Here is a 14511-nt window from a genome sequence, read left to right as displayed (position 1 = left end):
ACGTATTTTTATTAAACAGCAGGAGCCTTAATGTAGTCCTTTAATTAAAAAGTACTAAAACTTAATTTTTATTTTTGGTCTAACCTCGGCAAATCAACCTTGAAAGCAGGCGTTCGTTGACAGAAAGGGGGCAGCGAATGGCCTCAGAGCCGCCGGCCCTTACTGCCTTATCCGTCCTGCCCATCCGCCCCATCCTGTCCATCAACGCCGCCTTTGCCGCCGTCACCACCGTTACCGCCAGCACCGCCGTTGCCTCCTCTACCTCCGGCACCGCCATCTCCGCCATCGCCTCCCCTGCCGCCGTTCCTTCCGGCCACGCCCGTCCCGCCGTGACCGCCCTGCGGGCAATCTGCCGTGCCGGTTTTGCCGTTCTCGCCCGGCGCACCGTCAAGCCGGCTGCAGTCGGTAGGGTTGTCAGCAGCCAGGGTCGAACCGGCCGCCACCGCCAGCATCATGGCGCTTGTCAAAAGAAGAGCTTTTGCAGCGTTCATCGAGAACTCCCTGTCGCGCGGCGCGCGCTTGCGTCAATTTTAATCCGGCGTTCGACTATCGCGCCGGCTGAACAAATCTGCAAGACGGGCCCTGCCAACATCGCTTTGGCGTGCCACCATGACAGTCTCTCCCTGACCATCGGTGACCCATGACGATTGCATCCCTCAACGACTGCCGCCACTGGGTGTTCGATATGGATGGCACGCTGACCGTGGGCGTGCATGATTTTCAGCTCATCCGACGCGAGCTGGACATCCCGGACGACAGTGACATCCTCGAGCATCTTGAGGCGTTGCCTGAGGAAAAACGCCGCGCCAGCCATGCCTGGCTGATGGAACACGAACGCGAGCTGGCCGGGCGTTCTACGCCGGCCGAGGGGGCCGTGGCGCTGATCCGTGAACTGTGCGAGCGCGATTATCGGCTGGGCATTCTGACCCGCAACGCGCGCGAGCTGGCGTGGATCACGCTGGAGAAGATCGGCCTGGCCGACTGCTTTGCCGATGAAGATGTGCTGGGTCGGGAGGATGCGCCACCCAAACCGCAACCGGATGGGCTTGAACACTTCATAAAGCGCTGGGAGATAGTGCCCGCCCGCCTCGTGATGGTGGGTGACAGCCCGCTCGACATGGCCTGCGGCCGTGAGGCCGGCACGCGTACCGTCATGGTCAACGTGCCGGACAACACCTGCCCCGAGCATGCCGACTACCATTTAAAGGATTGCCATGCGCTGAGAGCGGCTCTGTTTTCCGACTGAGCACGAAACCTGCGTGGGGCCTGGTCAGTGAGCGATGATCGAGCACGCGCCCTGGTGGTCTGATTCGAGCACGGCATCGATTCACTGGCGACACCTGATGGTGCAGCCGTCTATCCTGACGCGACATTCTGCCCCAGAATGGGGCACTTTTTTCCAATCAGGAATGTCGTTGCATGTCATCGGTAAGCTTCACGAAAAAGGGGTATCAGGGGGCGCTGGCGCTGGTGGGGCTTTTGCTGGTGGCCATCAATCTGCGACCGGCGCTGACCAGTGTGTCACCGGTATTGAAAAATATCGCCGAGGGGCTGTCGCTCTCGCCGGCCGCCCAGGGCGTGCTGACCACGCTGCCGGTCATCTGTCTGGGGCTTGCAGCCCCGCTGGCGCCCAGGCTGTCGCGGCGCATCGGTCCCGAGCGCACCATCTTCGCTATCCTGATCCTGCTGGCCGTGACGCTGCTGGTGCGCCCTTTCACCAGCACGCTGGGACTTTTCGTGTTCACGGCGCTGGCCGGGGCCTGTATCGGCATCATGAACGTGCTGTTGCCGGGTATCGTCAAGCGCGACTTCCCGACGCGGGTCAGCCTGATGACCGGGCTTTATACCGTGGCGCTCAATCTGGGCGCCTCACTGGCCGCCGGAGCCACCGAGCCGCTACGTCAGGCATTCGGGGAACAGTGGGAACCCTCGCTCGCCTTCTGGCTGTTGCCGGCGGTGATCGCTGCACTGGTGTGGATTCCCCAGCTTCGTGTTGCCCACACCACTCGCGTGCGCCCCAAAAGCAGTCATCCGCTGTATCGCAACGCACTGGCCTGGCAGGTGACGCTGTTCATGGGTCTGCAGTCGTCGCTGGCCTATACGGTATTTGGCTGGCTGCCGACCATTTTGCAGGACCGCGGCGTGGCCCCGGTCACGGCGGGGCTGGCGCTGTCGATCTCGATTCTGTGTCAGGTGATCACGGCGCTGCTGGCCCCATGGATCGGCAGCCGCATGAAGGATCAACGCGCGGTGCTGATTGCGGTCATGCTGCTCACCCTGTGCGGTCTGGCGGGCTGTCTGTATGCGCCCATCCAGAGCATCTGGCTCTGGGTCGTGATTCTGGGACTCGGTCAGGGCGGTACGTTCAGTATGGCGCTGACACTTCTGGCGCTGCGCGCCCCGGACGCCGACACGGCCGCCGAACTTTCCGGCATGGCGCAGGGCTTTGGCTATGTGCTGGCCGCCTTCGGCCCGCTGCTGGTCGGTTTGTTGCACGACTGGTCCGGCGGCTGGGACGTGGTGGGTATCCTGCTGGGCCTGATCGGCCTGGGGGCCATGGGCGTGGCACTGGGTGCCGGGCGCAATCGCCTGGTCAGGCCGCACGACTGAGCCGATCGTTACCTCCCGGGGCGCCACATGAGCGTCCCGTTGACCGCCTCTCCTTTAATAACCTTTCCGAGCCTGCATCCATCGCATTCGAGACAGATCCAGCCGACAAACAGGCCGGCTGTCCTCGTTGCGATCATGTCTTCTTTCATCGTGTCGCCCCGTCGAATTAGCCCTGGTATGTCACGGTGCGTTGCCGATCCGGCCTGACAGAAAGCGCTCGGGCTGACGATCGACGCCATTATTAACTCATGATAACGAGAGGAACGGCCGGTTACATATCGGTACAATACCGACATTTGTAGCGACAAAACTGTTCTACACTGCCGCGTTCCTGTCCATACAACAACGATCATCAGAGAACGTCTTGCTCTTAGTCTCCTTGCGACAAACACTGACGCGGCGTGTCATGGCGTGCCTTTCCGATCGCCATTTCACCATGCTGCGCCACTGGCGCGCCTTTGGTGTGCTGCCCGACCTTTCCAATCCCACAACCTTTAGCGAAAAGATCGGCTATCGCAAGCTCCACCCGACCCCTTCGATGTCGGTACTGAGCGACAAGATCGCCGTGCGTGATTACGTGCGCGAGCGTATCGGTGAGCAGTACCTGATTCCCTGTTATGCCACCGCCGATGAGCTGACTCCTGAGCTTCTGAAGACGCTGCCCGAGCGGTTTGTCATGAAGGGCAACCACGGCAGTGGCTACAATCTGCTGGTCGAGGACAAGTCACAGTGGACGTTTCCCGAGCTCTACGACATCTCTCAAAACTGGCTGAATGACGACTTTTCACGCGTGAATCGTGAAACCCAGTATCGTGCCATCAAGCCCCGACTTCTGTTTGAACAACGTCTGGGCAGTGACCCCGTGATACCGCCCAGCGACTACAAGTTTCACTGCTTTCGCCGCAACGGCAAACTGACTGTCATTGTTCAGATTATGGTGGGGCGCTTTCAGGCCGGCGGCCATCAGCGTGTGTGCCTTACGCCGGACTGGCAGCCCGTACGAGTTGAAACCCGAGAGATCGAGGACGTCTCTACCGTTGAAAAACCAGCAGGCTTTGACCGGGCGCTGGCCCTGTCCGAGCAGCTGTCAGAAGGCTTTGATTATGTCCGGGTGGATTTCTACATCCTTGATGACGAGATCTATTTCGGGGAGCTGACCTTCACCCCCGGCGGCGGTTTCATGGAGCTGATTGACCGTCAGGTGGATCACTATCTCGGCAGTCTTTTCACGATCGATCGCGAAATGGCGCGGGCCCGGCAGGTACCGCTGTAACGTACCGGCAATATCGTGGCTTCAAACATGCCTTTCAAAAGGCTTTTTCCAAAAAATTTCAGGGAACGCTCATGACACCTGGCAAGATGCTTCGCATTCTGGCGCTGGCCGGCACCACCGCCCTCCCTTTCATCACTCAGGCCGCGCAGGCGTCGCAAACGCTTCGTGCTGCCTCCGATGTCGGATTTGCCCCGTTTGCGATGGTGGACCCCGGCGGTGGTTACCGTGGCTTCTCGATCGATCTGGTCAATGAACTTGCCGAACGACTGGGCTATGACAATGTCGATGTCATGGATGTGCCCTTCAGCAGCATCTTTTCCGGTCTTTATGCCGACCGCTACGACATGATCCTGGCCCCTACCGACATCACCCGTGAACGCGCCGAAAAAATGCTCTTTACCGAGGGCTACATGAGCAATCAGCTCGGCTTTTTAATGCCGGAGGACGTCAGCATTGAAAGCCCTGAAGCCCTCGAAGGCATGACGCTTGCGGTCAATAGTGGCTCGGTATCTGAAAGCTGGGCCAGCGCCCATCAGGAGCAGTACGGCTTTGACGTTCAGCGCTATGACCAGAATACCGACGCCGTACAGGCCGTCATGAGCGGCCAGGCAGACGCCAATATTGCCGACAGCCCAAGCGCTGATCATATTGCCAAACAGCAACCGCGCCTGGCAGTAGCGTTTGATGTCGATACCGGCTCTCAGGTTGGCCTGGTCTTTTCCCGGGAAAACCGCGAACTGCGTAATCGCGCGGACCGTGCAATCGAGCAGATGAAGGCCGACGGTACTCTGGTAGAACTTTACGAGACCTGGTTTGGCAGCAAGCCGCGCCCGGGCGGGGCGATGACCATGATCTCGGTCGGCCATGGCCAGCCCGGCATGCCCGGCCATGAGCTGACGTTTGATCAGGATAACCAGACGCCCTGAAGGTCGTTGACGGTCTGATGATCAAAAGTACGGAGAAAATCATGGAGACGACCCCATGAGCCCGATACTCAGCGCTCGGGGCATCAGCCGACGCTTTGGCGACGTTACGGCACTGGCGCCCTCCGATCTCGACGTGGCGCCGGGGGAAGTGGTGGTCCTGATCGGCCCTTCGGGGTCGGGCAAATCCACCCTCCTGCGCTGTCTGAACCTGCTGGAGCCCCCCGACAGCGGCGAAATCCGGTTCCGGGAGCAGTGCATTACCGAGCGGGGCGTCAATCTGGATCAGGTGCGTCGCTCGATCGGCATGGTCTTTCAGCAGTTCAATCTTTACCCGCACATGACAGCGCTGGGCAACGTCACGCTGGCGCTGCGCCGGGTCCACCGCCTGAGCAAAGAAGATGCCCGGACACGTGGCATGGCCGCGCTCGAGGAGGTCGGGCTGGCCGGACATCATGATGTTCATCCCGGAAAACTGTCCGGTGGTCAGCAGCAGCGTGTCGGCATCGCTCGCGCCCTGGCGCTCGATCCGGACATCATGCTCTTTGACGAGCCGACCTCGGCGCTGGACCCGGAACTGGTGGGCGAGGTGCTTTCGGTCATGCGCCGGCTACGCGACAAACGAATGACCATGGTCGTTGTTACCCATGAAATGGGGTTTGCCCGTGACGTAGCCGATCGGGTGGTCTTCATGAATGAGGGGGCCATCATCGAACAGGGGCCACCCGAAACGCTGTTTACAGCGCCCACCCAGCCGCGTACCCGTGAATTTTTGAGTCGCCTGATGGAGCATCGCTGATGGATCAGCTGCTCAGTCTTTATTTCGACCTCGACACCATGCAGCGCTTTTTCCCGATGCTGTGGGACGGGTTTGTACTGACGCTGCAGATGACGCTGCTGGTGGTCAGTATCGGCATCAGCACCGGGCTGTTGCTGGCGCTGGTGCGTACCTTCGGCGTGCGCTTGATCAACTGGCCCATGCAGTTTCTGGTGGATTTTCTGCGCGCCGTACCACCGCTGGTGGTGATCATGTGCACCTTCTTTGCCCTGCCCTACGCCGGGATAAGTCTCTCTCCTTTCGTGGCAACGGTCGCCAGCCTTGCGCTGATTCTGGCGGCGTTCGCTGAAGAGATCTTCTGGTCCGGGATCATCTCGGTCAACCACGGCCAATGGGAAGCCGGACGTGCGACCGGTCTGAATTTTTTTCAAACACTGGTACATGTTGTGCTGCCACAGGGGGTGCGCCTCGCCGTGCCGCTGTTGACCAACCGCACCATCGAGATAGGCAAGGCCACCTCACTGGGCAGCGCCATCTCGGTTGCCGAGATTCTCAATCAGGCCACCAGTGCGCAGTCTGTTGTCGCCAACCCGTCGCCCCTGACCCTGGCAGCACTGATGTATGTGATGCTTTTCGTACCACTGGTGATCGTTAGTCGCTGGGTCGAACGCCACTATCGCTGGCAGCATTAAGGGAGCCGGTCGATGGGATCTTTCACAGAACTTTTTTTCAACCTCCAGACGCTGGCCGAGTACTGGCCAATCATGCTGCGCGGGCTGGGCTGGACACTGCTGCTGGCAGCCGTGATCGTGCCAATGGGCCTGGCCGCCGGCATGCTGATCGCCACGCTCAACTTTCTGCGTCGGCGATGGCTAACGCCCTTTTTGATCGTTTATGTGGATTTTTTCCGCGCCTTCCCGCCGCTGGTGCTGCTGATCTTTATCTACAACGGGGCGCCGTTTCTGGGCGTGACACTCTCGCCCTTCACGGCAGTGGTGGTTGCTCTGACGCTCAACAGCGCCGGCTACTATGGCGAGATACTGCGAGCGGGTCTGGCTTCCATCGCCCGTGGGCAGATGGAAGCTGCACGCTCCACCGGACTTTCCCGGCTGCAGGCGCTACGACACGTCATCGCTCCGCAGGCCCTTCGCAACGTGCTGCCGGAGCTGGTCAGCAACACGCTCGAGCTGGTGAAGGCCACATCGCTGGCCTCGGTGGTCACCCTGCCGGAACTGCTGCGCTCGGCGCGCATCGTGCAGGGTATGGCCTATAACCCGACGCCCCTGATCGCGGCAGCCCTGATCTATTTCATTATGCTCTGGCCGCTGGTGCGGCTGCTGTCACGTCTCGAGCGGCGCGTGGCCAGTCGCTGACCACGAGCCGCAAGGACGACACAAAAAACGCCCTGCGGATGCGGGGCGTTTGGGTACCACGTTAATGCTGCGGCCAACGCTTCAAATACCTGCCAGCCCTGCATCAATGAGTACCCGGCTTCCCGAGCGTCGCGCGCGCAGCCGCTCAACATAGTCCTTCAATCGCGGCGTTTCAGCCGTGAGCGCCTCGGCAACAGGCAGCCTGAAGAGGTAATCGAGCATGGGCACTGCAATGGCATCGGCGATAGTGAAGTGGTCCGTCACCAGATACTCCCTGTCCCCCAACTGCGTCTCCAGAAGCGCCAGCGCGCGCTTCACTTCCGGCTCGGCTTCCCTGACCCTGTCCATACGCACCGTGCCGTCTTCGCCCTTCGGGAAGGCAAACTCCAACAGATAATGGCGCACCAGAATCTCATCGATATACAGCGACAGGGTGGCTGCCCACTGGTCAACCTGTGCACGCATCCATGGATCATCGGGCTGAAGTGTCGGGCCATCAAACACGGCATCGAGATAGCGACAGATGCTGACGGTTTCAATCAGGTGACGATCACCGTGGAGCAGGACCGGCACCTTGCCGAAGGGATGCCAGTCAAGGTGCTGAGCACCCTTGAACTCGACTTCCTTTCCGTTCACGTCGGTCCCGACCGTATAGGCGACCCCCTTTTCTTCACAGCACAGCTGAACGCTACGCACGAAGGTGCTGAACTGCGGGCCGAAAATGTGAATCTGGCTCATGACTTCCTCGCATCAAGACTTGCATTGAAGATAAGGGCATTTCAACGATGAGCCATTTTTCATGAATGTTCGAGTCACTCGAGCCTGAACCACAAAAAACGCCCCGCTTGTGCGGGGCGTTTGGTTGGTACCATGACAGCCGCTAGATCAGCTCAGGCGCTGCATATAGTCAACGTAGCCGAAGGTTCTGACCGTTCGCACCTTGCGGCTGTCCTCATCGACCCGGCAGATCGAGGGCAGACGAATGCCGTTGAAGGTGGTGGTCTTGACCATGGTGTAGTGCGCCATGTCGGTAAAGACCAGTCGGTCGCCAATATTGAGCGGGGCGTCGAAGGCGTAGTCGCCGATCACATCCCCGGCCAGACAGGTCATGCCGCCCAGACGATAGGTGTGCGCTTTCTCTCCCGGATGAGCACCGCCGATGACCTCGGGACGATACGGCATCTCCAGCACGTCCGGCATGTGCGCCGTGGCAGAGGTGTCGAGAATGGCGATCGGGCCGTTGTTGTCGACGATATCCAGCACCGTCGCGACCAGATAACCGGTGTTCAGCGCGATCGCCTCGCCCGGTTCCAGATAGACTTCCAGATGCGGATAGCGCGTGCGGAAATCACGAATGACACGCACCAGACGCTCAACGTCATAATCCGCCCGCGTGATGTGGTGCCCGCCGCCGAAGTTGACCCAGCGCATCCCGCTCAGATACTGGCCGAACTTCTGCTCGAACGCCGCCAGCGTCTCTTCCAGGGCATCACTGTCCTGCTCGCACAGGGTGTGAAAGTGCAGCCCTTCCAGACCGTCGAGATCGCCGGGGGCAAGATCGCCGGCGCGCGTGCCCAGCCGGGAGCCGGCGGCACAGGGATCGTAGAGTGCCACGGCGCCGGTGGAGTGCTCAGGGTTGACCCGCAGCCCGCAGGAGGGGCGACGCGGCGCTGTCGCAATGGTATCGCGATGGCGCCGCCACTGACCGGGCGAGTTGAAGCTCAGGTGATCGGCGTAGCGCAGCACTTCCGCCATCTCGGCCTCGGTAAAGGCCGGCGAGTAGACATGCACCTCACCGCCGAAGGTCTCGGCCCCCAGACGCGCCTCATCCTGCCCGCTGGCCGTGGTGCCCACCAGATACTTTCGCACCAGCGGAAAGCTGTCCCACAGGGCAAAGCCCTTCAGCGCCAGCAGGATTTTCGCCCCGCTGTCGGTCTGCACCTGCCCAAGCCGTTCAAGATTGCGCCTGAGCAGGGCGTCGTCGAGCACGTAGGCCGGCGACGGACAGGCATGGATGTCGAAATCGATGCGTTCGTCGATCATCAGCCCAGCGGGTCCTGATCGGGATCGAGCTCGACCATCTGCCAGGGCAGGCCCATCTCGCCGATGCGGTCCATGAAGGGGTCGGGGTCGAGCTGTTCGACGTTGTATACGCCCTCGCCCTTCCAGAGTCCTTCGAGCATCAGCATGGCGCCGGTCACCGCCGGCACACCGGTCGTAAACGAGATGGCCTGGGACTTCACTTCCTCATAGCTCTTTTCGTGATCGCAGATGTTGTAGATGTGCACCTTGCGACGCTTGCCATCCTTGATGCCGTCGAGAATGACGCCGATGTTGGTCTTGCCCTTCGTGCGCGGGCCAAGCGAGGCCGGGTCCGGCAGAACGGATTTCAGAAACTGAAGCGGTGAAATCTCGCAGCCGTTGACGTTGATCGGCTCGATGCGGGTCATGCCGACGTTTTCCAGCACCTTCAGATGCGTCAGATACTTCTCGGAGAAGGTCATCCAGAAGCGGATGCGCTCAACGCCCTTGATGTTTTGCGCCAGCGATTCCAGCTCTTCGTGATAGAGCAGGTACAGATCCTTTTCGCCGATGCCGTCGAAATCAAAGGTGCGCTTTTCGGACAGCGGCGCGGTTTCGACCCACTCGCCCTTCTCCCAGTAGCGACCGTTCGCGGTGATCTCGCGAATGTTGATCTCCGGGTTGAAGTTAGTGGCAAACGGGTAGCCGTGATCGCCGCCGTTGGCATCGAGAATGTCGATGCGGTGGATCTCGTCGAACAGGTTCTTCTGGCCCCAGGCGCAGTAAATGTTGGTCATGCCCGGATCAAAACCGCAGCCAAGCGTTGCCATGTTGCCGGCTTTGACAAAGCGGTCCTGGAAGGCCCACTGCTCCTTGTACTCGAACTTCGCCTCGTCGGGATGTTCGTAGTTGGCCGTGTCCAGATAGGGCACATTGGTGCGCAGACAGGCTTCCATGATGGTCAGGTCCTGATAGGGCAGCGCCACATGGATCAGGACATCCGGCTTGACGGATTCGATCAGCGCAACCAGCGCTTCGACATCATCGGCGTCGACACGGGCGGTCTGGATCGGGCGCGAGAGCTGATCGGCAATCGCTTTACATTTTTCTTCGTTGCGACTGGCCAGACAGATCTCGCCAAAGACTTCGGGATGCTGCGCACACTTGTGGGTAACAACGCCACCGACGCCACCGGCGCCTATAATCAGAACCTTGTTCATGGAGTCAATTCCAGATCGGGAAAGTCAACAGTGGTAAGGGTCTTATCGGTAGTGGGCAACCGGCCTTTTTTCAAAAAGGACGAGCGCACCCCGATCCGATGCCACCCCGGTCGTGGTCTCGCCGGCTCGTTGAAACTTGCGGCAAGAAGGCCGCCGATGATGGCCTTGCCGGCCGCGGGTCTCAAGTGTTTTTACATTAACAGGCGACGGCTCTGCATGATCACGGGCGATCCTGATCGGGAGACGATCCGTATCGAGCGGCGGGGATGCATCCTTGTCCGAATGTCTTTACCATACTGGGGTATAGTATATAGAGACGTTGTCATGCCGCATTCTCCCGCTGCAAAAAAGCGCGTTCTTACCCGGGTGCGTCGCATTCGTGGCCAGTGCGAAGCGCTGGAACGTCAGCTGGAAGCCGGCGCCGAGTGTGCCCCGATCCTTCAGCAGATCGCGGCCATGCGCGGTGCCATCAACGGTCTGATGTCAGAGATGATGGAAACGCATATCCGTGAGACCTTCGGTGACAACGCCGCCAGCGATGAAGAGCGCACGGCGCGCGCCGATGAAACGGCCTCACTGATCCGTTCTTATCTGAAATAGCCTGTGGTTCGATAACCCAACCCTTTGCAATCTCAAGGAGAGTCACTTGAAATCACGTGCTGCTGTTGCCTTCGGGCCGGGCAAACCGCTCGAAATCGTCGAAATTGATGTCGAACCGCCCCGCAAGGGCGAAGTGCTGGTACGCATCACGCATACCGGTGTCTGCCATACGGATGCCTTTACCCTGTCAGGCGAGGACCCGGAAGGGATCTTCCCGGCCGTGCTCGGGCATGAAGGCGGCGGCATCGTCGAGTCCGTGGGTGAAGGGGTCACCAGCGTCAAGCCGGGCGATCACGTCATTCCGCTCTACACGGCAGAGTGTGGCGAGTGCAAGTTCTGCCGCTCCGGCAAGACCAACCTGTGCTCGGCCGTTCGTACCACTCAGGGCAAGGGGCTGATGCCGGATGGCACCACGCGCTTTTCCTACAACGGTGAGCCCATCTATCACTACATGGGCACCAGCACCTTCAGCGAATACACGGTCGTGGCCGAGGTATCGCTTGCCGTGATCAACGAAGACGCGCCGCTGGAAAAGGCCTGCCTGCTGGGCTGTGGTGTCACCACCGGCATCGGTGCCGTGCACAACACGGCCAAGGTCAAGGAAGGTGATACGGTCGCCATCTTCGGTCTGGGCGGCATCGGCCTTGCCGCCATCCAGGGCGCGGTGCAGGCGAAGGCCTCTCGCATCATCGCCATCGACACCAACCCGGACAAGTTCGAGCTGGCCCGCTCCATGGGCGCCACCGACTTCGTCAATCCGAAGGATCATGATCGTCCGATCCAGGAAGTGATCGTCGAGATGACCGACGGCGGTGTGGAGTTCAGCTTTGAGTGCATCGGCAATGTCGACGTCATGCGCTCGGCGCTGGAGTGCTGTCACAAGGGCTGGGGCGAGAGCATCATCATCGGGGTGGCCGGTGCCGGCAAGGAAATCAGCACCCGCCCGTTCCAGCTGGTGACCGGTCGCGTCTGGAAAGGCTCCGCCTTTGGCGGCGTCAAGGGCCGCTCGCAGCTGCCGGGCATGGTCAATGACTATCTGGGCGGCAAGATCGATCTGGACCCGTTCGTGACACACACCATGGCGCTGGAACAGATCAATGAAGCCTTTGATCTGATGCATGAAGGCAAGTCGATCCGTACCGTTATCCACTACTGATCGCCTTGATCGATCGATGGGATATGTCTTTATCGATCGATAATATAAAGGGCAGGACAGCGCATGCTGTCCTGCCCTTTTTGTGCGTGACACACAGACAATAAAAAACGGCCGCCGGCGATGACAGTGACTGTCAGCGCCGGCGACCGTTGTCCCATGTCAGGCACACCCGCTCGGGTCAGGGTCGGCTGCCGACCAGGGCGTCAACAAAGGCAGCGCCGAGCGTGCACCAGAGGGCGCTACTTCACGCTTTGAAAGCAGCCGGGCAATCTGCTCGGGCGTCATGGGTCGAGAGAGAAAATAGCCCTGCGCCAGCGGACACCCAAGGCTTTGCAGCATCTCCAGCTGCTCCAGGGTTTCCACCCCTTCTGCCACGATATCCAGCTCAAGAGTTCTGCCGAGCCATAAAAGACTCTGCATGATCGCCATGGAGCGCCGGTGAAGCACCATGCGCAGCACGAAAGCGCGATCCACCTTGATGGCATCAATCTCGTACTGATCGATATAGCTCAGTGCCGAATAACCCGTGCCGAAATCATCCAGCACGATGCTCACGCCCAGCGCCCGGATCTCATGCAGTATCTGACCGATGATCTCGGGGTGATAGCGAAACACCCCTTCGTTGATCTCGAGCTGCAGCAGATGCGCCGGCACCCCACTGCCTTCCAGTGCCGAGACGAGATCACTTTTGAAACTGTGATGCTTGAGCTCCTGCGCCGAGACATTGATGTTCAGCGTCAGATGCTCACAGGCCTTCGGATGTGCCCGACGCCACGCCGCCAGCTGATGGCAGGCTTCGTGCACGACCCAGTGGCCGATATCACGCAGGATGCCCAGCTCCTCGGCCATGCCGATAAAGACTTCCGGGGTCACACTGCCACGTTCGGGATGCTGCCAGGTCAACAGCGCCTCGATGCCTCTGATGGCGCACGTGTGCGGCTCGTGAATGGGCTGATAGCACAGCGTGAACTCTTCGCGCTTCATGGCATGGCGCAAATCGTTTTGCAGGGCCAGTGTTTCGACCACGCTGTCGCGCATTGACGGCGTGAAGAACACGTAGCGGCCGACGCCCTCCTCCTTGGCCACGTACATGGCCGTGTCGGCATCGCGCAGCAGCTCTTCGGGCGTGTGATAGTGCGCCTCCAGCAGCACGATGCCGATACTGCTGGAAGAAAAGATGTTTTGTCCCTGAATCCTGAAGGGCTTTTGCAGGGACTGGGCAATGCGATACGCCACCTCACCGGCCGCCCGCCCCGGGGCGTCATCCTCGATCAGTACCACGAATTCATCGCCGCCCACCCGGGCCAGGGTATCGACGCTGCGCAGACAGGATTCAAGCCGTCGGGCCATGTCCGTTAGCAGCTGGTCCCCGGCGCGATGGCCCAGGCTGTCGTTGACGAGCTTGAAGCGGTCCAGGTCCATGAACAGCACGGCCGCCTCGGGATGCGACGACGGCGTTCTGGACAGCAGCTCGCGCAGGCGCCCCATAATCCAGGCCCGGTTGTAGAGCTCGGTCAGGTTGTCGTGCGTTGCCGCCCAGGACAGCTCCTGCTCGATGCGCTGACGCTCCAGCAGCCGAGCCTCCAGCGCCATGTTCTCGGCCTGTGCTCGACGCGCCTGCTGCTCGATCTCCTCGGCGCGCTTGCGCTCGCTGATGTCGCGCTGTACCGAAATCCAGTGAGTGAACCACCCCTTTTCGTTGGCCACGGGAACGATGCTGAGCTCGACCCAGAACTCGCTGCCGTCCCGGCGAGAGTTCAAAAGCTCGACCTCGACGGGCTGCCATTTTTCGAGCGCTGCCCTCAAGCGATCCAGCGTCGCGCGGTCGGTATGTTCGTTTTGCAAAAGACGGGGGGTCTTGCCCAGCACCTCGGCTTCGCCGTAGCCGGTGGTGCGGGTAAAGGCGGCATTGCAGTAGACGATGCGCGGCCCGGGCAGACCAATCGGCTCGGCTTCAGTGATCAAAATGGCATCGTTGGCATGCACCACGACCGACTCCAGCAGCCGGAGTCGCTCGCGGCCGCTGGTATTGGCGATGTCGATCGATTCGCGCACCCGATGGCAGTCGTGGTGGTAGCCTATCTGGGCGGCGTGGGTATGCAGCACATAGCGCTGAGCCGTACTCAGCCCTCGACGCGTTTGAACGTCACAGACTGCAAGGATGCCCAGCAGCTCACCATCTCCCGAGCGCACCAGGGTCAACGCCGCAAAAGCGGTGGTGTCCGGCCAGGGCAGGCCCGACAGAGGCGGTGCGATCCGGTGAACATCCTCGATGCACAGATATCCTTCACCGCTGCCGTCGATCAGGTGACAGAGCATGGCGATCGCGTCACGCGACATGGCCACCGGCGGTTGGCTTGCATAACAGGCCATGACACCGCCGCAGGTCCCGTAAAGGACGCTGCAGGCGCAGTCAGCGGCATGCGCTGCGCTGCGCAGCAACTGTTGCAATGCGGGGGCACCCTTTTGGTCGTAGGATACGGTCATGGTCGGTCGATCATCTCTTTTGAGCCTGCCTCGTTGATAACGGCCTCAATGCGCTTTCCTGAAGTGCCT

General features: G+C 60.4%; 14 protein-coding genes. 9 read left to right on the top strand and 5 right to left on the bottom strand.

Going from position 1 to position 14511, the window contains the following annotated elements; translation table 11 throughout:
- Positions 1–167: 167 nt before the first annotated feature.
- Positions 168–491, bottom strand: coding sequence for a hypothetical protein (locus tag ACXMYO_RS02465; protein ID WP_457807709.1), 324 nt, complete (start codon positions 489–491; stop codon positions 168–170).
- Positions 492–640: 149 nt separating this feature from the next.
- Between ACXMYO_RS02465 and ACXMYO_RS02460 the strand changes: the two genes are divergently transcribed.
- From ACXMYO_RS02460 to ACXMYO_RS02430, 7 genes are all read left to right on the top strand, one after another.
- A complete protein-coding gene (locus tag ACXMYO_RS02460; RefSeq protein ID WP_457807708.1) occupies positions 641–1246 on the top strand; it encodes an HAD family hydrolase in 606 nt (201 codons plus the stop codon).
- Between the two features lie 173 nt (positions 1247–1419).
- The gene (locus tag ACXMYO_RS02455) at positions 1420–2610 is read left to right on the top strand and encodes a CynX/NimT family MFS transporter (RefSeq protein WP_457807707.1); all 1191 of its coding nucleotides are present in this window, start codon (positions 1420–1422) and stop codon (positions 2608–2610) included.
- A 406-nt stretch (positions 2611–3016) separates the two neighbouring features.
- Positions 3017–3883 (top strand): ATP-grasp fold amidoligase family protein, encoded by an 867-nt coding sequence (locus tag ACXMYO_RS02450; RefSeq protein ID WP_438766556.1) that lies wholly within the window; start codon positions 3017–3019, stop codon positions 3881–3883.
- Between the two features lie 71 nt (positions 3884–3954).
- Positions 3955–4809: a substrate-binding periplasmic protein gene (locus tag ACXMYO_RS02445; RefSeq protein ID WP_457807706.1), complete on the top strand. Its 855-nt coding sequence runs from the start codon at positions 3955–3957 to the stop codon at positions 4807–4809.
- A 55-nt stretch (positions 4810–4864) separates the two neighbouring features.
- Positions 4865–5605, top strand: a complete 741-nt coding sequence (locus ACXMYO_RS02440; RefSeq protein WP_457807705.1) for an amino acid ABC transporter ATP-binding protein — start codon at positions 4865–4867, stop codon at positions 5603–5605.
- Positions 5605–6276 carry an amino acid ABC transporter permease gene (locus ACXMYO_RS02435; RefSeq protein WP_457807704.1) on the top strand — a complete coding sequence of 224 codons (672 nt, stop codon included), beginning with the start codon at positions 5605–5607 and terminating at the stop codon, positions 6274–6276. The genes ACXMYO_RS02440 and ACXMYO_RS02435 overlap by 1 nt, the downstream gene beginning before the upstream one ends.
- A 12-nt stretch (positions 6277–6288) precedes the next feature.
- On the top strand, positions 6289–6957 hold the full coding sequence (locus tag ACXMYO_RS02430) for an amino acid ABC transporter permease (RefSeq protein WP_457807703.1): 669 nt from the start codon (positions 6289–6291) through the stop codon (positions 6955–6957).
- 81 nt (positions 6958–7038) lie between these two features.
- Here ACXMYO_RS02430 and ACXMYO_RS02425 read toward each other — a convergent pair whose 3' ends face one another.
- The 3 genes from ACXMYO_RS02425 to ACXMYO_RS02415 form a co-directional block, all read right to left on the bottom strand.
- Entirely contained in the window at positions 7039–7695 is a 657-nt protein-coding gene (locus ACXMYO_RS02425; RefSeq protein ID WP_457807702.1) for a glutathione S-transferase family protein, read from the bottom strand.
- A 147-nt stretch (positions 7696–7842) separates the two neighbouring features.
- On the bottom strand, positions 7843–9000 hold the full coding sequence (gene nspC, locus ACXMYO_RS02420) for a carboxynorspermidine decarboxylase (protein ID WP_457807701.1): 1158 nt from the start codon (positions 8998–9000) through the stop codon (positions 7843–7845).
- Entirely contained in the window at positions 9000–10199 is a 1200-nt protein-coding gene (locus ACXMYO_RS02415; RefSeq protein ID WP_457807700.1) for a saccharopine dehydrogenase family protein, read from the bottom strand. Before ACXMYO_RS02415 ends, nspC begins: the two co-directional genes overlap by 1 nt.
- Before the next feature lie 324 nt (positions 10200–10523).
- On the opposite strand from ACXMYO_RS02415, the gene frmR reads away from it, so the two are divergent.
- Positions 10524–10799: a formaldehyde-responsive transcriptional repressor FrmR gene (gene frmR / locus ACXMYO_RS02410; RefSeq protein ID WP_438766547.1), complete on the top strand. Its 276-nt coding sequence runs from the start codon at positions 10524–10526 to the stop codon at positions 10797–10799.
- A 46-nt stretch (positions 10800–10845) separates the two neighbouring features.
- The gene (locus ACXMYO_RS02405) at positions 10846–11955 is read left to right on the top strand and encodes an S-(hydroxymethyl)glutathione dehydrogenase/class III alcohol dehydrogenase (protein ID WP_438766546.1); all 1110 of its coding nucleotides are present in this window, start codon (positions 10846–10848) and stop codon (positions 11953–11955) included.
- Positions 11956–12114: 159 nt separating this feature from the next.
- Here ACXMYO_RS02405 and ACXMYO_RS02400 read toward each other — a convergent pair whose 3' ends face one another.
- Complete coding sequence (locus ACXMYO_RS02400; RefSeq protein ID WP_457807699.1) at positions 12115–14328, bottom strand: putative bifunctional diguanylate cyclase/phosphodiesterase; 2214 nt, start codon at positions 14326–14328, stop codon at positions 12115–12117.
- Positions 14329–14511: the final 183 nt, after the last annotated feature.

The sequence above is a fragment of the Kushneria sp. EE4 genome (assembly GCF_977968315.1).
This window is presented reverse-complemented; position numbering and strand designations above follow the sequence as displayed.